At 64.8% G+C, this 20,534-nt stretch carries 19 protein-coding genes, 1 tRNA gene and 1 riboswitch; of the genes, 11 read left to right on the forward strand and 9 right to left on the reverse strand.

Annotated features, from left to right (window positions below; translation table 11 throughout):
* The 8 genes from ACCD03_RS21295 to ACCD03_RS21330 form a co-directional block, all read left to right on the forward strand.
* The coding region (locus tag ACCD03_RS21295; protein ID WP_413412809.1) for a sensor histidine kinase at positions 1–2,286 on the forward strand (2,286 nt) is incomplete at its 5' end.
* A gap of 36 nt (positions 2,287–2,322) precedes the next feature.
* Positions 2,323–3,036, forward strand: a complete 714-nt coding sequence (locus tag ACCD03_RS21300) for a response regulator (protein ID WP_316677772.1) — start codon at positions 2,323–2,325, stop codon at positions 3,034–3,036.
* A gap of 67 nt (positions 3,037–3,103) precedes the next feature.
* Positions 3,104–3,179: transfer RNA gene (locus tag ACCD03_RS21305), tRNA-Phe, on the forward strand.
* 286 nt (positions 3,180–3,465) lie between these two features.
* On the forward strand, positions 3,466–3,771 hold the full coding sequence (locus ACCD03_RS21310) for a hypothetical protein (RefSeq protein ID WP_024977076.1): 306 nt from the start codon (positions 3,466–3,468) through the stop codon (positions 3,769–3,771).
* Between the two features lie 182 nt (positions 3,772–3,953).
* Positions 3,954–4,862: a MurR/RpiR family transcriptional regulator gene (locus tag ACCD03_RS21315; protein ID WP_413412810.1), complete on the forward strand. Its 909-nt coding sequence runs from the start codon at positions 3,954–3,956 to the stop codon at positions 4,860–4,862.
* Positions 4,863–4,878: 16 nt separating this feature from the next.
* Positions 4,879–6,234 carry an aspartate aminotransferase family protein gene (locus ACCD03_RS21320; protein ID WP_325653969.1) on the forward strand — a complete coding sequence of 452 codons (1,356 nt, stop codon included), beginning with the start codon at positions 4,879–4,881 and terminating at the stop codon, positions 6,232–6,234.
* Positions 6,228–7,064: a 3-keto-5-aminohexanoate cleavage protein gene (locus tag ACCD03_RS21325; protein WP_413412811.1), complete on the forward strand. Its 837-nt coding sequence runs from the start codon at positions 6,228–6,230 to the stop codon at positions 7,062–7,064. Before ACCD03_RS21320 ends, ACCD03_RS21325 begins: the two co-directional genes overlap by 7 nt.
* Positions 7,065–7,147: 83 nt before the next feature.
* Positions 7,148–8,053: a glutamate/aspartate ABC transporter substrate-binding protein gene (locus ACCD03_RS21330; RefSeq protein WP_413412812.1), complete on the forward strand. Its 906-nt coding sequence runs from the start codon at positions 7,148–7,150 to the stop codon at positions 8,051–8,053.
* 30 nt (positions 8,054–8,083) lie between these two features.
* On the opposite strand, the gene ACCD03_RS21335 is transcribed toward ACCD03_RS21330, so the two are convergent.
* The 4 genes from ACCD03_RS21335 to ACCD03_RS21350 all read right to left on the reverse strand — a co-directional run bounded on the left by ACCD03_RS21335 (position 8,084) and on the right by ACCD03_RS21350 (position 13,424).
* Positions 8,084–9,316 carry a multifunctional CCA addition/repair protein gene (locus tag ACCD03_RS21335; RefSeq protein WP_413412829.1) on the reverse strand — a complete coding sequence of 411 codons (1,233 nt, stop codon included), beginning with the start codon at positions 9,314–9,316 and terminating at the stop codon, positions 8,084–8,086.
* 50 nt (positions 9,317–9,366) lie between these two features.
* Complete coding sequence (locus ACCD03_RS21340; protein WP_253535865.1) at positions 9,367–10,056, reverse strand: glutathione S-transferase family protein; 690 nt, start codon at positions 10,054–10,056, stop codon at positions 9,367–9,369.
* 225 nt (positions 10,057–10,281) lie between these two features.
* The gene (locus ACCD03_RS21345; protein WP_045205168.1) at positions 10,282–11,286 is read right to left on the reverse strand and encodes a complex I NDUFA9 subunit family protein; all 1,005 of its coding nucleotides are present in this window, start codon (positions 11,284–11,286) and stop codon (positions 10,282–10,284) included.
* Between the two features lie 185 nt (positions 11,287–11,471).
* On the reverse strand, positions 11,472–13,424 hold the full coding sequence (locus ACCD03_RS21350; RefSeq protein ID WP_253535864.1) for a lytic transglycosylase domain-containing protein: 1,953 nt from the start codon (positions 13,422–13,424) through the stop codon (positions 11,472–11,474).
* 43 nt (positions 13,425–13,467) lie between these two features.
* On the opposite strand from ACCD03_RS21350, the gene ACCD03_RS21355 reads away from it, so the two are divergent.
* Both ACCD03_RS21355 and ACCD03_RS21360 read left to right on the forward strand, forming a co-directional pair.
* Complete coding sequence (locus ACCD03_RS21355; protein ID WP_413412813.1) at positions 13,468–14,073, forward strand: 5-formyltetrahydrofolate cyclo-ligase; 606 nt, start codon at positions 13,468–13,470, stop codon at positions 14,071–14,073.
* A 17-nt stretch (positions 14,074–14,090) separates the two neighbouring features.
* Positions 14,091–14,705, forward strand: a complete 615-nt coding sequence (locus ACCD03_RS21360; RefSeq protein ID WP_325653958.1) for a pyridoxamine 5'-phosphate oxidase family protein — start codon at positions 14,091–14,093, stop codon at positions 14,703–14,705.
* Between the two features lie 4 nt (positions 14,706–14,709).
* Here ACCD03_RS21360 and ACCD03_RS21365 read toward each other — a convergent pair whose 3' ends face one another.
* The 5 genes from ACCD03_RS21365 to ACCD03_RS21385 all read right to left on the reverse strand — a co-directional run bounded on the left by ACCD03_RS21365 (position 14,710) and on the right by ACCD03_RS21385 (position 18,848).
* Positions 14,710–15,168 (reverse strand): TfoX/Sxy family protein, encoded by a 459-nt coding sequence (locus ACCD03_RS21365; RefSeq protein ID WP_413412814.1) that lies wholly within the window; start codon positions 15,166–15,168, stop codon positions 14,710–14,712.
* A gap of 30 nt (positions 15,169–15,198) precedes the next feature.
* The gene (gene metF, locus ACCD03_RS21370; RefSeq protein ID WP_413412815.1) at positions 15,199–16,029 is read right to left on the reverse strand and encodes a methylenetetrahydrofolate reductase [NAD(P)H]; all 831 of its coding nucleotides are present in this window, start codon (positions 16,027–16,029) and stop codon (positions 15,199–15,201) included.
* Between the two features lie 10 nt (positions 16,030–16,039).
* Positions 16,040–16,384 carry a phage holin family protein gene (locus ACCD03_RS21375; protein ID WP_004628357.1) on the reverse strand — a complete coding sequence of 115 codons (345 nt, stop codon included), beginning with the start codon at positions 16,382–16,384 and terminating at the stop codon, positions 16,040–16,042.
* 55 nt (positions 16,385–16,439) lie between these two features.
* Positions 16,440–17,864, reverse strand: a complete 1,425-nt coding sequence (ahcY, locus tag ACCD03_RS21380) for an adenosylhomocysteinase (protein WP_413412816.1) — start codon at positions 17,862–17,864, stop codon at positions 16,440–16,442.
* Positions 17,865–17,972: 108 nt separating this feature from the next.
* A riboswitch (S-adenosyl-L-homocysteine riboswitch) is annotated at positions 17,973–18,056 on the reverse strand.
* A gap of 42 nt (positions 18,057–18,098) precedes the next feature.
* Positions 18,099–18,848: an AAA family ATPase gene (locus ACCD03_RS21385; RefSeq protein ID WP_260803693.1), complete on the reverse strand. Its 750-nt coding sequence runs from the start codon at positions 18,846–18,848 to the stop codon at positions 18,099–18,101.
* Between the two features lie 224 nt (positions 18,849–19,072).
* Between ACCD03_RS21385 and ACCD03_RS21390 the strand changes: the two genes are divergently transcribed.
* On the forward strand, positions 19,073–20,533 hold the full coding sequence (locus ACCD03_RS21390) for an alkaline phosphatase (RefSeq protein ID WP_413412817.1): 1,461 nt from the start codon (positions 19,073–19,075) through the stop codon (positions 20,531–20,533).
* Position 20,534 lies beyond the last annotated feature (1 nt).

Genomic DNA, 20,534 nt, shown 5'->3' on the forward strand with positions numbered 1-20,534 from the left:
GGCGGGCTGATGCTGGCGTTGGCGCTGCGCGCGCGGCGCGGCAAGTTCGGCACGAGGCTGATGACCAAGCTGGCGGTGTTCTTCGGCGTGGTGGGCGTGCTGCCGGGGGTGCTGATCTACCTGGTGTCGCTGCAGTTCGTGTCGCGCAGTATCGAGTCGTGGTTCGACGTGAAGGTCGAATCGGCGCTGGAGGCGGGCCTGAACCTCGGCCGCTCGACCATGGACTCGGCGCTGGCCGACCTGCAGAACAAGGGCCGCCTGATCGCGGAGCAAGTGGGCGATGGGTCCGCCTCGGCCACGGCCATCACGCTCAATCGATTGCGCGAGCAGTTCGGCGTGCAGGAGGCGACCATCTTCACGGCCAGTGGGCGCGTGATCGCCACCGCATCAAATACCTACGACACGCTCGTCCCCAACCTGCCCGACCAGGCCGTGCTCGAACAGGCCCGCGCGCCGGGCGGCTATGCCAGCCTGGAGGGCGGCAGCGATAACGAAACCGATAGCGCTTCCGCGCCAGCCGCCTCGGCACCTGCGGCACGCAGCAACGGCCGCCGCAACGATTTGTACCAGCTGCATGTGGTGGTGGCGCTGGGCACGTCGTCCCGCGACGAGCCGAGCATCGGACTGAACACGCCGGCACGCAAATGGGCCGGCACCGGTTTGCTGGCAGATCGCCGGCCGGAAGATGGCAGCAGCACGTCGCGCGGCTTCGGCTTGATCGGCGAAAGCGGCCGCGACGAACGCTTCCTGCAGCTCGTGCAGCCGGTGCCGCAGGCGCTCGCCCGCAATGCCGACGCCGTCCAACGCGCCTACCAGGAATACCAGGAGAAAGCGCTCGGCCGCACGGGTCTGCGGAAGATGTACATCGGCACGCTCACGCTCACGCTGTTCCTGGCGGTGTTCATCGCGGTGATGCTCGCGCTGCTGCTGGGCGCGCAGCTGGCACGGCCGCTGCTGATGCTGCTCCAGGGCACGCGCGAAGTAGCCGAAGGCGATCTCTCCCCCAAGCGGGAACTGCATACGCGCGACGAACTGGGTGTACTCACCCAACAGTTCAACCAGATGACGCGGCAGCTTGCCGACGCGCGCCGCGCCGTGGAGCAGAATCGCGCAGCACTCGAGCAATCGAAAGCCTATCTTGAGAGCGTGCTGACCAACCTGACCGCGGGCGTCTTCGTGTTCGACCATCGCTTCGTGCTGCTGACTGCCAATCCGGGTGCCGAACGCATCTTCAAACAGCCCTTCGGCGCGTGGGTCGGTCAGGCGCTGACCAGCATCACACCGGTGGCAGCCTTCGCGCCGGTGGTCGAACAGGCCTTCGCTGAACAAGACGCAAGCACAGCCGCCGGCGGCGCAGTGGCCCACTGGCAGAAGCAGGTCGAAATTCCGCTCGAAGACGAAGACGAACCCCTCACGCTGCTGGTGCGCGGCACGCGCCTGCCCGGCCCGTCGGTGGGCTCGCACGGCACCGAACGCGGCTATGTGGTGGTGTTCGACGATATTTCCGACGTGATTTCGGCACAGCGCTCGGTGGCGTGGGGCGAGGTTGCGCGGCGCCTCGCACACGAAATCAAGAATCCGCTCACGCCCATCCAGCTCTCGGCTGAGCGCTTGGAGATGAAGCTTTCACCCAAGCTGTCGGACACCGACGCCGAGGTGCTGCGGCGCGGCGCCACCACCATCGTCAATCAGGTGTCGGCGATGAAGCGCATGGTCGATGACTTCCGCGACTACGCCCGCACGCCGCCGGCCATGCTGCAGGAGCTGGACCTCAACGCGCTTGCCGCCGAAGTGCTGCACCTGTACGGCATCGATCACCCTGACCGCCGCGATCACCCCATCATCGAAGCCAAGCTGGGCGCCAATCTGCCGCTCATCAAGGGCGACCCGACGCAACTGCGCCAGGTCATCCACAACCTGCTGCAGAATGCGCAGGACGCCGTGGCCGAGAATGAAGCGGCCGGGCGAGCTGCTCCGCATGTCATGTTGCAAACTGACACGGTAGAATACGACGACGCCTCGGGCGCGCGGCGGCAAGCTGTGCGGCTTGTAATCGCGGACAACGGCGGCGGGTTCTCTTCCCGCATCCTCAACCGCGCCTTCGAGCCGTACGTCACGACCAAAGCCAAGGGCACAGGATTGGGCTTGGCCATGGTGAAGAAAATCATGGACGAGCACGGAGCGCGAATCGAATTGCGCAACCGCCAATCCAGCACAACATCGGGCACATCGGGTACCGACATCGTCGGCGCCCAGGTTTCCATACTGTTCGTAAAACTCGCGTAGCGCGGACGGCAATCCCGCCGCACATAGAGGAAAAGCATGGCCACCATCCTCGTTGTCGACGACGAAATGGGTATCCGGGAGTTGCTCTCCGAAATCCTCGGAGACGAAGGGCACGTTGTTGAAGTCGCCGAGAACGCTCAGCGCGCGCGCGAATACCGCGCGAACGCAACGCCAGACCTCGTCCTGCTCGATATCTGGATGCCGGATACCGACGGCGTAACGCTGCTCAAGGAATGGGCATCGCAAGGTCTGCTGACCATGCCCGTCATCATGATGTCGGGCCACGCCACCATCGACACCGCCGTCGAGGCGACCAAGATCGGCGCGCTGAATTTCCTGGAGAAGCCCATCGCGCTGCAGAAGCTGCTGACGGCAGTGGAGCAGGGCCTGTCGCGCAGCAAGGAAAAGCCGCGCTCGGCAACGCCTGCTGCCACACCGGCAGCCGGACTTGCAGGCGCCATGCCCAACGCCGCAGCAGCAGGTACACCTACCGCGCTCGATCGCACAGATATCAATGGCGTACCGACCCGCGCAGCCGAGGGCGGCGGCATGCAGTTCTCGTTCGACATGCCGCTGCGCGAAGCGCGCGATCTGTTTGAACGCGCCTACTTCGAATACCACCTGCAGCGCGAGGGCGGCAGCATGACCCGCGTGGCAGAAAAAACCGGTCTTGAGCGCACCCACCTGTACCGCAAGCTCAAGCAGCTGGGTGTCGAACTCTCGCGCAACAAGGGCGAACCGGCCGCGTGATCATCAAAGTGCTCAGAGATGCTTGACGGCTGGGCACAACTCCTGTCATACTTGCTTTTCTTTGCTTGGCCCGGTAGCTCAGTTGGTAGAGCAGCGGATTGAAAATCCGCGTGTCGGTGGTTCGATTCCGCCCCAGGCCACCAAAATTCTTCGCCCTTCAAGATCGATCGATTTTGCAGGGCAACAAAAAAGACCTCCTCGCGAGGTCTTTTTTCATTCTGCGGTGCCATTTGCCCGCGCCCGCCATCTCCCGATTTGCCGCGCCAGTCGCCGATCTGCGGCGCAGTGTCGCACCCACAAAAAATGTACCCGCACCTCTTGACGCAGCGCAGCTCAGGGTATACCTAGCGGCGTAAACTGCGCCAAACTGTCGCAGGTCTCGGTATAGTGACTCAACGCTATCAAACGGCAAGCACAAGGAGATTCTCCATGGCACTCGTTGGCACCGGTCACCACCACTTCCATTTCCACGCTTTCGACGGCATCAGCCGCAAGACGCGGCTGACGTGGTTGCGCAATGCCGCAGCGCTGACGTGTTTGATGGCCCTCGTCGCGGCCATGTGGGTTGGCGGCAACCTGTCGGCGTTGATGCATACGCCACTCATGAGCGGAGTTTCGTCTCTGGGCGCGGTGATGATCCTAGCCTGCACGTGCATGGCGCTGAGCCTGCTTGGACTGATTGGAGCCGGTTTCTTCCAGTTCCGCATGGAACAGCTCGACGCCCCGGCAACCTGAAACGCGCGCATCACGCATAGCTAACGGAGGCTTCGGCCTCCGTTTTTGTTTGCCCATAACGGCCGCACGCCTTGAGGTGCGGCCGTTTTGTTTTCGTGCGTGGCCCCAAGGGTGAATCCGATATTGACTCAACTGTTTCAGATGCGTAGTTTACGAAACAGTTGAATCACGACGATTACCTTATGACGTTCGATGGGCTCATGCAAACGCTGCGCGACCGCGCCAGCGATCTCTCTCCGCAACTGCAGCGTGCCGCCATGTTGCTTGAGACGCACCAGCACGACATCGCCCTGCTTTCGATGCGAGACCTGGCGCGCCGCTGCGACCTGCCACCGGCCACGTTCTCGCGCCTGGCGCGCGCGCTGGGCTTTGATGACTTTGCCGCGCTGCGCGATATCTGCGTGAACCACCTGCGCCAGCAGGCCGACGGCTTTGCCGGCCGCGCCACCGCGCTGCAGGGCGACGATGCGGCAGGCGCATCAGAGGCCGAGCGCATCGGCATGGCCATCGGGGCTCATGTGCAGGCGGCATTTTCGCCCGCCAACCTGGCCGCGCTGGATATTGTGGCCGCCGTTCTGTGCAAGGCGCGGCGGGTCTATCTGCTGGGCGCGCGCAGTTGCCTGGCGCTAACGCATGCGTTCGGTTATGCCGCCCAGCTTTTCGACGACAAGGTCACGCTGTGCACCGGCAGCGGCAACACGCTGGCCGACCCGCTGCGTTTTTGCGGCGAGGACGACATCGTCGTGGCCGTCACCTTTGATCCGTACACACGCGAAGTCATTGAGGCGATGCAGTATGCGCATGCGCGCGGTGCGCGCCTCGTGTATGTGACCGACAGCGCCATCGCCCCGGGCGCTGAGCTGGCGTGGCAGCAGCTCGTCGCGCCCGTCGCCATTCCGTCGTTCTTCCATTCGCTGGCCGCGCCGATGGCGCTGCTCGATGCGCTGCTGATGACGTGGTTCCGCCACGCCGGCCCAGTCGCGCTCGCGCACCTTGCCGACAGCGACGCCCAGCTCAAGCAACAAGCCGCCTACGTGCGCAGCGCCCGCCGCAGTGAAGCGGCTGTCGCCGTGCCGTCCACCAAACGTTGAGCCCTCTCGACCGCCCATGACTCCGTCCACCACCTCCGTCTTCCACCGCGACCCGCGCAAGACGCTGCCCACCGCTGTCGGCGGCGAGGGCATGACCCTCATCGACTCCGACGGCAAGCGCTACCTCGACGCCTGCGGCGGTGCCGCCGTCTCGTGTCTGGGCCACGGCCACCCACGCGTGGTGGACGCCATCTGCAAGCAGGTACGCGCGCTGGCCTATGCGCACACATCGTTCTTCACGACGGATGTGGCGGAAGAACTGGCTGCGCGCCTGACCGCTGCGGCGCCGGGCGATCTTGATCACGTGTATTTCGTCTCTGGCGGTTCCGAAGCGATCGAGGCGGCGCTCAAGCTCGCACGCCAGTACTTTGTCGAGATTGGGCAGCCGCAGCGCCAATACTTCATCGCGCGGCGTCAGAGCTATCACGGCAACACGCTGGGCGCTCTGGCGATCGGCGGTAACGCGTGGCGGCGCGAGCCGTTCCTGCCGCTGCTGGTGCCGGCACACCATGTCTCGCCGTGCTATGCGTATCGCGAGCGCCTGGATGGCGAGAGCGACGCGCAATACGTGCAGCGCCTGGCCGATGAACTGGACGCGAAGATCGTCGAACTCGGCACGGAAAATGTCGCGGCCTTCGTCGCCGAGACGGTGGTGGGCGCCACGGCCGGCGCGGTGCCGCCGGTGGCCGACTACTTCCGCAAGATCCGCACGGTGTGCGATCGCCACGGCGTGCTGCTGTTGCTCGATGAGGTGATGTCCGGCATGGGGCGCACCGGCTACCTGTTCGCATGCGAGGAAGATGGCGTGGTGCCAGACATGGTCGCCATTGCCAAGGGGCTGGGCGGCGGGTATCAGCCGATCGGCGCGACGCTGGTGAATCGCCGTATTTACGACGCGATCACGACCGGCAGCGGCTTCTTCCAGCATGGCCACACTTACATTGGCCACGCGACGGCGTGTGCGGCGGCGCTGGAAGTCCAGAAGGTGATCGAGGAAGACAACCTGCTCGCCAACGTGCAGGCGCGCGGCGAACAGCTGCGCGCGGCGCTGCGTGCGCGCTTTGCCGACCACCCGCACGTGGGCGATGTACGCGGGCGCGGCCTGTTTGTTGGCGTGGAGTTGGTGGCCGATCGCGCAACCAAGGTGCCGCTGGCACCTGCATGCAAGACGCACGCTCGCGTGAAGGCCGAAGCGATGCAGCGCGGTCTGATGGTGTATCCGATGGGCGGCACGATCGACGGCCAGCGCGGCGACCACATCCTGCTGGCGCCACCGTTCATTGCCAGCGCGCAGGACATCGACGCGATCGTCGAACGCCTGGGCGATGCGGTCGACGCCGCCACGGCCAAGGCCCAGGAGGCTGCATGGTGACCCGGCCCATCGCCATCGCCGTGGCGCCCAACGGGGCGCGCAAGACGCACGCCGATCACCCCGCGCTGCCGATCACGCCCGACGAACTGGCCGCCTGCGCGCGCCAATGCGTGGAGGCCGGCGCGGCGATGCTGCATCTGCATGTGCGCCGCCCAGACGGCACGCATAGCCTGGAGCCTGGCGACTACCGCCCGGCCATCGCCGCCGTGCAACGCGCCGTGGGCGATGCGCTGGTGATTCAGATCACCACCGAGGCCGTCGGCATCTACACGCCCGAACAGCAGATGGCCTCGGTACGCGCGCTGCAGCCGGAGGCGATTTCCGCTGCGCTGCGCGAGCTAGCGCCCGATGCCGCGCACGAGGCGGAAGCGGCGCGCTTCTTTGGTGAGCTTGCAGCCACGCGCACGGCCATCCAGTACATCCTCTATTCCGCCGACGACGTGGTGCGCTACCGCGACCTGCGTGCGCGCGGCGTGCTGCCCGACACACCGCATTGGGTGCTGTTCGTGCTCGGCCGCTACAGCGCAGGCCAGCGCTCCGATCCGTCGGATCTGTTGCCCTTCCTGCAGGCGTGGGCTGACGGCGGTGACATCACCGCTAACGTGCCATGGGCGATGTGCGCATTCGGACCGCGCGAAGCCGAATGCGCGCTCAGCGCAGCGCTGCTGGGCGGCCACGCGCGCCTGGGGTTCGAAAACAACATGGCGCTGCCCGACGGCAGCACGGCACCCGACAACGCGGCGCTCGTCACCAACCTGCGACGGCATCTCGACGCGCTGCATCGGCCGGTGGCCAGCGCCGCAGAGCTGCGCAGCTGGTTCGGCCGCTAGGACTCTCCGCATTCATCACCACGAAGCCAAAGCACAGACGGCCGCAACACAACAGGCCGCGCACCACAACCATTGGAGGAAGTATGCGTTTGACCACCCGCTGTATCCGATCCATCCCGCTAGCGCTGGCCAGCCTGCTCGCGATCAGCGCGCACGCCCAGGCACTGGACGGCACGCTCAAGAAAATCCAGGACAGCAACACGATCCTGATCGGCGTGCGCGAATCGTCGATTCCGTTTTCTTACCGCGACAGCAAGAACGAGGTCGTCGGTTTCTCGGCCGACCTCTGCTCGCGCGTGATCGACGCCGTCAAGAAAAAGACGGGCAAGCCCAACCTGGACATCAAGCAGATTCCGGTGACGTCGCAGAACCGGACATCGCTGGTGCAGAACGGCTCGGTGGATCTGGAGTGCGGGGTCACCACGCACCTGAAATCGCGCGAGCAGCAGACGGCGTTTTCGACCACCTTTTTCATCGCCGGCACGCGCCTGCTGACCAACGTGAAATCGGGCGTGAAGGACTTCCCTGACCTGGCGGGCAAGTCGGTCATCACCAACGCGGGCACGACGTCAGAACGCATCCTGCGCAAGATGAACGACGAGAAGAAGATGAACATGAACGTGATCAGCGGCAAGGATTACGGTGAATCATTCCTCACGCTGCAAAGCGGCCGCGTGGCGGCATTCATGATGGATGACGTGCTGCTGGCCGGCGCGCGCACACTGGCACAAAAGCCTGACGACTGGGTCGTGACCGGCACGCCGCAATCGTTCGAGGCCTACGGCTTCATGCTGCGCAAGGACGATCCGCAGTTCAAGAAACTCGTGGACGACACGATGATCGGCGTGATGAAGAGCGGCGAGATCAAAACGCTTTACGCCAAGTGGTTCGAAAAGCCGGTGCCGCCCAAGAACCTGAACTTCAACTTCCCGATGAACGATCAGTTGAAGGCGCTGTACGCCAACCCGAGCGACACGCCGTTCGAGTGAGCGGCGGCACGGCCGGCTTCTGGGGCCAACCTAGATGCCGGCCTGCGCAACGGCCTCGATGCGGGCCTGATGCACGGCTTGTTTGATATGCGCCGGGTTGTCGGCGTGGCGTTTGGCGACAGCGCCCGCGTCGATGGACGATGCGGCCTCAAGCGCGCGCAGCAGGCGTTCCGTCTGCGGATAGCTGCGGTCTTCAAACCCGAGACGGCCGCGTGCGTCTGCCTCGCACGCCTGAAGGGCCTGACGGAAGCGATCGGGCTTGCGCAGCGCATCGCAGCGCTCCAACAGACGCACCAGCGCTGCCGCATCAAAGCCATCGCAGCGGTGGATGTTGCCGTGCTCGCGCGCAACCACCAGCGCCAGTTCGCGGCACTCGGTCGGTACGCGCAGGCGCTGGCACACCGCTTCGATGAGCGGCACGCTGCGCTCTTCGTGGCCGATGTGGCGCGGCAGAATGTCCTCAGGCGTCGTGCCCTTGCCGAGGTCGTGCACCAGCGCGGCAAAGCGCACCGGCAGCGACGTCGCCATCGCTGCGGCCGTTTCAATCACCATCATGGTGTGCACGCCGGTATCGACTTCGGGGTGATAGTCGGCGCGCTGCGGCACGCCCCACAGCCGGTCAAGCTCTGGCAGCAGGCGCACCAGCGCACCGCAGTCGCGCAGCACGGCAAACATGCGCTGCGGATGCGCCTCCATCAGGCCGCGGGCAATTTCCTGCCACACACGCTCGGGCACCAGCGCATCGACTTCGCCAGCCTGCACCATGCGCTGCATCAGCGCGTTGGTTTCGGGTGCGACATGAAAGTCGGCAAAGCGCGCAGCAAACCGCGCCAGGCGCAGGATGCGCACCGGGTCTTCCATGAACGCATCGGACACATGCCGGAACGTGCGCGAGGCCAGGTCAGCCTGCCCCCCATACGGATCGACGACGGGGCCAACCAGCGCGCCGTCTTCCGCCACGCGCTGCGCCATCGCGTTGATGGTCAGGTCGCGGCGGATCAGGTCGTCTTCGAGCGTGACGTCCGGCGCGTAGTAGACCGAGAAACCTTTGTAGCCGGCAGCCGTCTTGCGCTCGGTGCGAGCGAGCGCGTATTCGGCATGCGTCTCCGGGTGCAGGAACACCGGGAAATCCTTGCCGACGGCACGAAAACCACGTGCTTCCATGTCTTCGGGCGTGGCCCCGACCACAACGTAGTCCCGGTCCTGCACCGGCAGCCCGAGCAGCGCGTCACGAATGGCGCCGCCGACGGCGTAGACATCCAGTCCGTGCGTGGCCGGATCGACGATGGCCTCGGTCTGTGCTGCGCGTTCCGTCATTGATTGGCGGCGACCAGCGTGTCTTCGTCCGGCGCGGTGCGATACGGCTCGTCGTCGGCCAGGAAGTCATGCTCAGCACGTGCGCCGTCGATCCACTCCTGCATGGCGGGCAGGTTGAGGATGTAATCGGCGTAGGTCTTTGCGGCCTCCGGCAGACGCACGCCGTACGTGGCGAAGCGGCTGACCACCGGCGCGTAGAACGCGTCGGCCACCGTGAAGTGTCCGAACAGGAACGGACCTTCCGCAGCGTATTTCTGGCGCAGCTCGGTCCACATGGCAGCAATGCGGTCGATGTCGCGCTGCACGGCCACGTTCCAGCCCATGCCGGGCAGCACGGCTGTCACGTTCATCGGCATGTTGTTGCGCAGGTTGGTGAAGCCGCTGTGCATTTCCGCGCAGATCGAGCGTGCGTGTGCGCGGGCCTTCGGGTCAGCCGGCCACAGTTGTGCGCGCGGAAAACGCTCGGCCAGCGTCTCGCAGATGGCGAGCGAATCCCACACGTTCATGTCGCCGTCCACCAGCACCGGCACGCGGCCGGCCGGCGAATGACGTGCCACGTCGGCGGCAAAGGTCTCGCTCAGCAGGCGCACGCGGATCTCTTCGAACGGAATGCCAGCCTGCTTGGCGAGCAGCCACGGGCGTAGCGACCACGACGAATAGTTCTTGTTGCCGATGACCAGTTTCATGATTCCCGTCCTTGGAGAGTGCACAGCAATTATTGTGGGAGCCCGCCGGCATCGCGCGGGAATGCCGGGGCGCTCTAGTCTTGTTGTATCGGAAGCGGCGAGCGGCAGCGCGAAGGCGAGCGAACCATTCTAGCCTTGCGCTGCACCGCCACAAAATGAAACGGATTGGCCACGGTTGTGAAGCGGATTCACAAACGGGGCACATACCCCGGGTTTTCGTAGCTTCTAGCGATGCGCCCGTGTGCGTGCAGCACGCAATCCGCGGTCCGGCCCAAAACCGGCCAGCGCGGGCAGCATCACCGCCTCCATGCCGAGCGGGTGGATGCCGAGTTCCGGTGCGACCGGTTCCATGCTGACGTTATCCACGCGCATGGAGTCGAGGTTGTCCCGCGAGATGGGCGCGCCTGGCAGATGCTCAAGCAACGCGGCCTGCATACGACCCAAGCCTTCGGGAAGTGGCACGATCCAGCGCGGGTGGCCGCTGGCACGTCCGGCAAAGCGCATCAGCTCTGCCAGGGTGTAGACGCGCGGCCCGACCAGCGGATAAGCATGCCGGATCGTCGCGGGCTTCTTGAGCGCGTTGATGAACGCGGCGGCCACGTCATCCACGTAGACAGGCTGGAAGCGCGCGTCGGCACAGGCCAGCGGCACAAACGGCGCCATGCGCTGCATGCTCGCGAACAGATTCAGGAAATGATCTTGCGGGCCGAACACCACCGACGGGCGGAACACCGTCCAGTCAAGCTCGCTGTTCATGACGACGCGTTCGCCGTCGCCCTTGCTGCGCAGGTACATCGACGGGCCGGCGGGGTCGGCGCCCAGCGCGCTCATGTGCAGCAGCCGGTTCACGCCATGGCGTCGGCATGCGGCGACGATGCGGCGGGGCAGATCGACATGCACGCGCTGGAAATTCGGCCCGTACGGCATCCCGCGCGCGTCCTGCAGCACGCCAACGAGGTTGATGACGGCACAGTGCTCGCCACCGCGCTCGGTGAGCGCCAGAAACAGCGCGTCGAGGGCATCGTCGGCGTAGATGTCGGCGTCCATCACATCCACACGCGGCAGCAACGTGAGGTTGTGTGCGCGGGCGGACTCAGGATCGCGCGTGGGCACGATCATCCGGCCCTCGGGTAAGCCGGGCGCGGAAAACGTCTCCGTCACCAGCCGTGAGAGCAACTGCGAACCGATAAAACCGGTACCGCCAAAGACGAGCAGATTGGAGGGCTGCATAGAGGCATCTCCAAGACGGGAGGGGGGCAACACCACAATACATCCCGAAGGCGATCGCCCCCAAGATATGTCGATGCGGCGTGCCGCAAGCCACACTTCTGTGCGCCAGCCAGCGCACACACCCAAGAAAAAACGCCCGCGTTGCGGCGGGCGTTTGATGTGACGGCGGGATGACGATAGGGCGCTTATGGCAAGTCGTCCGGCGTCACGGATTCCGGCGCCACCTTGCCCAGGCGATCCTTCAGCGACTGCGGGCGGCCGGTCAGCAACGCGCTGTAGTACGTCGCGTTCGACAGCACGTTTTTCACATACGTGCGGGTCTCGTTGAACGGAATCGTCTCGGCGAAGATCGCGCCCTCCACCGGCCGCGCGAGCGTCGAGCGCCAGCGTTTCGGGCGGCCTGGGCCCGCGTTGTAGCCGGCGGTAGCCAGCGTGAGCGAACTGTCCAGGTTGGTCAGGATCATCGACAGGTAGGCCGTACCCAGCAGCACGTTGGTATCGATGTCGCTCATCTGCGAAACGCGGAACCCTGGCAGGCCGATCTTCTTGGCAATGTGCTTGGCGGTCTCCGGCATCACCTGCATCAGGCCGGAAGCACCCACCGACGACCGCGCATCCATGATGAAGCGCGACTCCTGGCGGATCAGGCCGTAGGCCCAGGCAATGTCCAAGCCCACGGCATCGGCGTTGCGCTGGACCACGCTGAGGTACGGCGTCGGGAAGCGCAGCGAGAAGTCGTGCTCGGTCTTGGTCTTGTCCGCTGAGTTGACGGTGCGATCGAGCAAGCCCAGCTTGCGGCCATATTCGGCTGCGGCGAGCAACTCGCGGTCGCTCATGTTGCGCAGCTCCCAGTTCCACTCGCGGTTGCCTTCGAAGCGCAGATTCAGGTCGTACAGCTTCTTGGCACGCCCAAAGCCCGGGTGGTTACGGCCCATCACGTCGATTTCGGCGTCGGTCACGGCTGTGCGCGGCGGCACGGTGATGCGCTGGCCGAGCTCTTCCTGCGCCAGCTGGCCATAGAAATTGAACTGGCCGGCGATCGACTGGAACTGCTGGCGGGCCTCATCGTTGCGGTTGTCTGCCTTAAGCGCACGGCCGTACCAATACGTCCAGGCAGGATCACGATCACGCAGGCTGGGGCGCATTTTCTCAATGGCCTGGCGCACCATCTTCCAGTCACCCGCGCGCAGGGCGGTGCGCACACGCCACTCCTGCGAATCGTCCGACAGGTAGGCATCGCCGCCGAGCGTCATCTGGCGGCGGTAGGCATCCAGCGCATCGGGCGTCTGCTTCTTGGCGGCGTACTGGCCGATCACGCCCCAACCCGCGCCTTGCTCTTCACGCGACAGGCCGCCGCTTTGCGCCAGCAGATACGCCGTCGCCTGCGACGGATCGTTGCGCGCCATGCGCGTCACGTTGGCCAGCGTGTCGTTGTCTACGCGATCGCCCTCGGGCAGCACCGCCGCAATGCGCGATGCCTGCGTGACAAGGTTCTGCTCCAGCGACAGCCGCGCCGCATAGGCCACATCCGCACGGGTGAACTGCTTGGACTGCGCCAGATAGCCGATCAGGTCGACACAGCCTTCGCCATAGCCCTTGGGATCCGACAGCGTGCTGCGCGCATCGGCGGCCACGTTCTGGCCCTTCATCGCGCGCGAGAGCAGCGCATAGCACTCGACCTGCGTATCGTCCTTCAGCACGAAATTGGGGTACTCGGCATCGAAGGTAGCCCAGTCGCGCTTCTTGCCGAGCACGAGCAGCCAATCGTTGCGCAGCCGGTCGGCAATCGCCTCGCCCTTGTAGCGCTGCAGGAACGAACGGATTTCGTCTTCCGGGGCATCGGTGCGGGCATAGCCGCTGGCATCGAACAGCTGCGGCTTGATGCGGAAATACTGCACGTAAGACTGGATCGGGTAATCGGAGAGGCTGTCCGCCAACTCCCAGCTGCGCGACACATCGTTGCGGCGCGCGGCGTTGCGCAACTCGACAAACGCATCGTCCGGATTGGCCGGAATGCCTTGCGGCGCCTGGCGCTTGGCGGCCATCGCCAGCGGCGTCGGGCCAACCACGCTCATGCCCACCACGCCCGCAAAAGCCAGCGCTACCGCGCGATATACTGCCTTGGCCTTCAATGTCATCTCCTGCCCCATCCAATCACTGTTAGGTCTGCCGAATTATCCCATGTCAGCCTTAGGGAACCCGCACGATCCGGCCAATCCCACCACGCCAATCGAATCGCGCCGCACGCTGCGCACCATGTTGCTCGATGCACGCGCTGCACAGCCAGACCGCATCGCCCACGATGCCGCGCTGGCGCATCACCTGGCTGGGTTGCTGAACGCACTGCCCGTCAAACGCCTGGCCGCCTACTGGCCAACGCAGGGAGAGTTCGATGCGTTGACCGTGCTGGGCCATTGGCTGGCGGCTGACGCTACGCGCCATGCACTGCTGCCTGTGGTGACTGACAAATTTTCTCCCCTGCAGTTTCGGCGATGGACGCCCGATTGTGAAATGACGCCCGGCGCGTACAACATCCCCATCCCCCGCTCGGGCGAGATGGAAACGCCCGATGCTCTGCTGATCCCTTGCGTGGGCTTTGACGGGCAACGCTATCGCATCGGCTACGGCGGCGGCTTCTACGATCGCACGCTGGCTGCGCTGCATGCCGCCGGGCACCGCCCGCGCACGATTGGCGTGGCATATGAAGTGAACCGCGTGGAATCCATCGCGCCGGAACCGCACGACATCGCGCTGGACTGCATCGTCACCGAGCGCGGCGCGTTTTAACCCCTCACAGAAAGCCCATGTCCCACACGCTGAAAACCGTTGCCGACCTTGAAGCCGTGTATGGCGCCCCGAACCCGCGCTCGCTGCTTAAAGAGATCGACCACCTGAACGCCGACTACCGCGCGTTCGTAGAGGCGTCGCCGTTCATCGTGCTGTCGTCGGTGGGCGCGCAAGGCACGGACGCTTCGCCGAAGGGCGATGCGCCAGGCTTCGTGCGTATCCTCAACGAACGCCTGCTGGCGATTCCCGATCGGCCTGGCAACAATCGCATCGACAACCTGCGCAACATCGTCGAAGACGGGCGCGTGTCGGTGCTCTTTATCGTGCCGGGCGTGGGTGAAACGTTGCGCGTCAACGGCACGGCCACCATTTCGGCCGAACCGGAATTGCTCGCGTCGTTTGCGGTGCAGGGCAAACTGCCGCGCAGCGTGATCCTCGTGCAGGTGCAGACGGTGTATTTCCACTGCTCGAAGGCGCTGGTGCGCTCAAAGCTGTGGGCGCACGGCGCGCAGGACGCCAAGCCGGCCGTGCCCACCGCAGGCAAGATCCTGCAGCACATCAGCGGTGGCGCATTTGATGGCGATGCCTATGATCGTGAATTGCCCGAGCGCCTGAAGACAACGCTGTACTGAGCGTTCAGCGTTTGGCTGTCTTTTTTGCGGCGACCCTCTTGGTCGCCGTTGTCTTTGTTGCCTTGGGCGCCTTGGCAGTCTTTGCTGCGGCGCGCTTCGGCTTGGCCGCCTTGGCATTCGCGTCACGCAGTGCGGCTTCAATCGCCAGCCGCGCCCAGTCGCGCAACGGCTGCCCGCCGTCGAGCGCCTCTGCCGGCGTGCTCAGGTAGCCGGTCATGCTGATGGTGCGGCCGTTGCGCTCGTAACTGAACGGCGTGCATTTTTCAGCGAGAAAACGTTCGCGCGTGAGGTCGTCCACGCGCAGGTAAGACGTGCCGCGCAGCACCAGCGCAAACACGATGTCGTCGTAATACAGCGCCGCCCCGCTGAACATCCGGCGGGCGCGGATCTCGCCGATTTGCGCGGCGAGCGGCCGGAGTTCGTCAAGCAACCAGGCGATCAGCGGATCGGGTGCGGCTGCCATGACGATCTCCTCTGCTTTGCTGCTTTCTGCTTACAGGCCCAGACGCTGCCAGATGGCACGCGTGGAGCCGGCGGCGTTGAGCGTGTAGAAATGCAGGCCCGGCGCGCCGCCTTGCAGCAGGCGGTCGCACATGGCCGTCACCACGTCCAGGCCGAAGGCGCGGATCGATTCACGGTCGTCGCCGAAGCCTTCGAGGCGCTTGGCGATCCAGCGTGGCACTTCCGCGCCGCACATCTCGGAAAAACGCATGAGCTGCGACGAATTCGTGATCGGCATGATGCCGGGCACGATGGGCACGTCCACGCCGAGCTTGCGTGCGTCGTCCACGAACTGGAAGTACGCGTCCGCGTTGAAGAAGTACTGCGTGATGGCGGAGTTGGCACCGGCCTTCACCTTGCGGGCGAAGTTCTCCAGATCGTGCCGCGCCGAGCGCGACTGCGGGTGGTATTCCGGATAGGCCGCCACTTCGATGTGGAAAGCCTCGCCGGTTTCCTGGCGGATGAACTCGACCAGCTCGTTGGCGAAGCGGAATTCACCGATCTCGCCCATGCCCGAGGGCATGTCGCCGCGTAGCGCCACGATGCGGCGGATGCCGTGCTCGCGATACGTGTTGAGGATGCCGCGAATGCTCTCGCGCGACGAGCCGACACACGACAGGTGCGGCGCCGCTTCGATGCCTTCGCGCTGGATTTCCACCACGGCGTCGAGCGTGCCCTGTTGCGTGGTGCCGCCCGCGCCGAAGGTCACGGAGATGAAGCGCGGCTTGAGCGGCGAAAGCTGCGCGCGTGTGTTGCGCAGCTTCTCGGCGCCTTCCGCCGTCTTGGGCGGGAAGAATTCGAAACTGAATTGACGATCTTGCATGACAGAAACCTTAAGCCTCGCGCAGCAGCAGGCTCGAGAGCAGCCACGAGATCACGCTGTACAGGATGGAGCCCAGCAGCGCCGCGCCAAAGCTGGCCACCTGAAAGCCCGCCAGCAGGTTGCCGACAAACAGGAACAGCAGCGCGTTGATGATGAAGATGAACAGCCCAAGCGTGAGCAGCGTCACCGGCAGGGTGAGGATCACCAGGATCGGGCGGATCAGCGTGTTGACCAGACCCAGCACGAGCGCCGCGATCAGCGCGGAGCCGAAGCCGTTGACGTGGATGCCTTTGAGCAGATAGGCGACAAGAAGCAACGCCAGGGCGTTGATGACCCAGACAGCGAGCAGTCTCATGGAGCAGTCCTCGGTTGGAGAGCCGGCGGCGGGAAATGCCGCCGGCAGGTACGGCTTAGTAGCGGTAGTGGTCAGCCTTGTACGGGCCTTCCTTGCTCACACCGATGTACGCGGCTTGCTGGTCGGTCAGCTCGGTCAGTTGCGCATTCAGCTTCTTGAGCTGCAGGCGCGCGACCTTCTCGTCCAGATGCTTGGGCAGCGTGTACACGCCCACCGGGTACTTGTTCGAGCCCTTCTGCGCTTCCGTCCACAGCTCGATCTGCGCGATGGTCTGGTTGGCGAACGAGCTGCTCATCACGTACGACGGGTGGCCCGTGGCGCAGCCCAGGTTCACCAAGCGGCCCTTGGCCAGGATGATGATCTTCTTGCCGTCGGGGAAGATCACGTGATCGACCTGCGGCTTGATCTCTTCCCACTGGTACTTCTCAACCGAGGCGATGTCGATCTCGTTGTCGAAGTGGCCGATGTTGCAGACGATGGCCTGGTCCTTCATCTTGGCCATGTGGTCGTGCGTGATGACGTGGTAGTTGCCCGTGCAAGTCACGAAGATGTCGCCGTGCTCGGCGGCGTAGTCCATCGTGACCACGCGGTAGCCTTCCATGGCGGCCTGCAGCGCGCAGATCGGGTCGATCTCGGTCACCCACACCTGCGCCGACAGCGCGCGCAGCGCCTGTGCCGAGCCCTTGCCCACGTCGCCGTAGCCGGCCACGACCGCCACCTTGCCGGCGATCATCACGTCGGTCGCGCGCTTGATGCCGTCGACCAGCGATTCACGGCAGCCGTACAGGTTGTCGAACTTGCTCTTGGTGACCGAGTCGTTCACGTTGATGGCCGGGAAGCGCAGTTCGCCGCGCTGGGCCATCTGGTACAGGCGGTGCACGCCCGTGGTGGTTTCTTCGGTCACGCCCTTGATGGCGTCAAGGTTGCGGCTGTAGAACGTTGCGTCCTTGGCCAGCTTTTCCTTGATGGCCGCGAACAAGAAGGTTTCTTCTTCGCTGGTGGGCTTCGAAATGACGGAAGCGTCCTTCTCAGCCTTGGCGCCCAGGTGCAGCAGGATCGTTGCGTCGCCGCCGTCGTCCAGGATCATGTTCGGCGTGCCGCCGTCGGCCCATTCGAAGATGCGGTGCGTGAAGTCCCAGTATTCCTTGAGCGATTCGCCCTTGTACGCAAACACCGGCGTGCCCGATACGGCGATCGCCGCGGCAGCGTGGTCCTGCGTCGAGAAGATGTTGCACGAGGCCCAGCGCACGTCGGCGCCGAGTGCCTTGAGCGTCTCGATCAGCACGGCGGTCTGGATGGTCATGTGCAGCGAGCCGGCAATGCGCGCGCCCTTGAGCGGCTGGCTCGCGGCAAACTCGTCGCGAATCGCCATCAGACCGGGCATTTCGGTCTCGGCGATGGCGATTTCCTTGCGGCCCCAGTCGGCCAGCTTGATGTCGGCGACGAGGTAATCGTGTTTCAGTTCGGTGACAGCGTTCATTGGATCACTCCGGAAAAAATGGGTGACCGCACGCAGGGAGATAACCACTGAGACGGGGCCCATGCTGGGGCCCCGGATAGATGCGTTCTCGCCATCGTGTCAGCCACGATACTGCGAGCGCCGTTTGAACTTCCGAGCCTGGCGGCCGCCCCGTCTGAACTTGGGCCGGTCGTTGCAACGCTCCTCGGAATGGGCTGGATTGTAGCGGATTCGGCCGTCCGTCACCACGGCCGTTCATTGCTCCAGCAGCATGTTCAGCATCCGCTGCGGATTCGCCAAAAAGTCCCGCGTGACCTGAAAGTGCTCGGTCTCTTCGTAGGCGACGCGCCGAATGCCGTCTCCGTCACATTGATAGATCCACGCGTCGGGATAGGCCATCAGGATGGGCGAGTGCGTGGCGATCACAAACTGGCTTTCCGCCTGCACCAGGTCGTGCAGGCGCGTGAGCACGGCCAGCTGCCGCTGCGGCGACAGCGCCGCCTCGGGTTCGTCGAGCAGGTACAGGCCGTTCGGGCCAAACCGATTCATCAGCAGCGCGAGAAACGATTCCCCATGCGATTGCGCATGCAGCGATCGGCCGCCGTAGGAATCGATCACGCGCCCGCCCAGGCCGGGCTCCTCATCCATCTGCTGGATATTCGTGGCCACATTGAAGAAGCTCTCGGCGCGCAGGAAGAACTCGGTGCGCGGCTTGCGAAAGCCCCTGGCAATGCGCAGATGCGCGTGCAGCTCGGAGTGCGATGCGTGGGTGCTGAAGTTGAAGTTGCGCGAGCCGCCCTCGGCGTTGAAGCCAAGCGCCACGGCAATCGCCTCCATGAGCGTGGATTTGCCCGAACCGTTTTCGCCAACGAGGAACGTGACCTTGGGATGCAGCTCCAGCGTGTCGAGCGCACGCACGGCGGGCAGGCTGAACGGATACGCGTCGAACGCGGCAACGGTGTCGCGCCTTAGCGTGACGTGGCTGACGAACTGGCGGGTGAGCATGGGGGCGCGGAGCAAATCGCAGATGCCGCATCGTATCGCGCCGCATGCTGGCTCGGGGTCGGTTGCCTGCTCAGGCAATCGAGCCTCCGTAGCGCGCATCACGCCGCAGTGTCAATGCGCTGTCAGAGGCGAACCTTGCGATCCGGTTAGGAAGTGGCGCACCCGTATCACGGATGTGCAACACGCGGCCACCAAAGTGCCGGGCATCGTTCAGGGAGCCAACGATGCACAACCATAAACTCACGAAGTACGCCGCCGCCGTGGCAGCCGCGCTCGCCATGGCAGCGTGCGGCAGCGACGGCACGTCCAGCAACGCCGGCAGCGCCGCGCCGGACGCCAACCCACCCAGCACCACGCCCGCCAAGAACGTCGTGTTCTTCCTCGGCGACGGCATGGGCATGACCACCATGACTGCCGCGCGCATCTACAAGGTGGGCGAAGACGGCGAACTGACCATGGACACGCTGCCGGAAACCGGCTTCGTGCGCACGTTCTCGAACAACGCGCAGGTGACCGACTCGGCACCGTCGATGTCGGCGTACATGACCGGCGTGAAGATGAACAACGAGGTCATCTCGATGTCTGCGGACACGATGGCCTATGACGCGGGCGGCAAGGATTACCTCTCGGGCGCCGACAGCACCTGCCCGAGCAGCAACGGCAAGCCCGTCACCACGCTGCTCGAACTGATGAAGGCCGCAGGCTATGGCACGGGCGTGGTCACCACCACGCGCATCACGCACGCCACGCCAGCCGCCACGTACTCGCACATCTGCCACCGCGATGGCGAGAACACCATCGCCGCGCAACTCACCCCGGCGGGCAAGGGCTTCAACGCCGCGCTGGGTGATGGCGTGGACGTCGTCTTTGGCGGCGGCCGCAAGCACTTCCAGCCGAGCACGGCGGGTGGCGCGCGCACCGACGGCCGCGACCTGATCGCCGAACTCAAGGCCGGCGGCTACCGCTATGCCAGCAACAAAGCCGAGTTCGACACGCTGCAAGCCACCGACGGCAAGGTCGTGGGCCTGTTCACCAGCAGCCACATGTCGTACGACCTGGATCGTGATCCGAGCAAGGAACCGAGCCTGGGCGAGATGACCAACAAGGCCATCGACGTGCTGGCCGCCAAGAAGAAGGGCTTCTTCCTGATGGTGGAAGGCGGCCGCATCGACCACGCACTGCACGAAACCACCGCCCGCAAGGCACTGCAGGACACCGTGGCGTTCGACTCCGCCATTCGCGGCGCAATCGACAAGCTCAACACGATCGATCCGGGCTTGAAGAACACGCTGATCGTCGTGACGGCGGACCACGACCACACGCTGGTGCTCAACGGCTACGCCAAGCGCACAGGCCCGACCAGCGACAGCAACCCCGGCGTGCTCGGCCTGCTGAAGAACTACGTGACGGGCGCCAACGCCACCGACACGGGCGGCAACCCGTTCACCATCATCGGCTTCGGCACGGGTGAGAACCGCCCCGCCACGCGCGGCGCGCTGACGGATGCTGCCGTGTACGACAAGACGTATCACCAGGAAGCCGTGATCCCGGTTGCGCCGGGCGGCGAAACGCACGGCGGCACCGATGTCTTCATCGGCGCACGCGGCCTGGGTGCCGAGCGCTTTACCGGCACGATGGACAACACCGAGGTCTTCGGCCTCATCAAGCAGGCCGTGGGTCTGTAAG

The organism is Ralstonia sp. Ralssp135 (assembly GCF_047304345.1).
GTDB classification, from domain to species: domain Bacteria; phylum Pseudomonadota; class Gammaproteobacteria; order Burkholderiales; family Burkholderiaceae; genus Ralstonia; species Ralstonia chuxiongensis.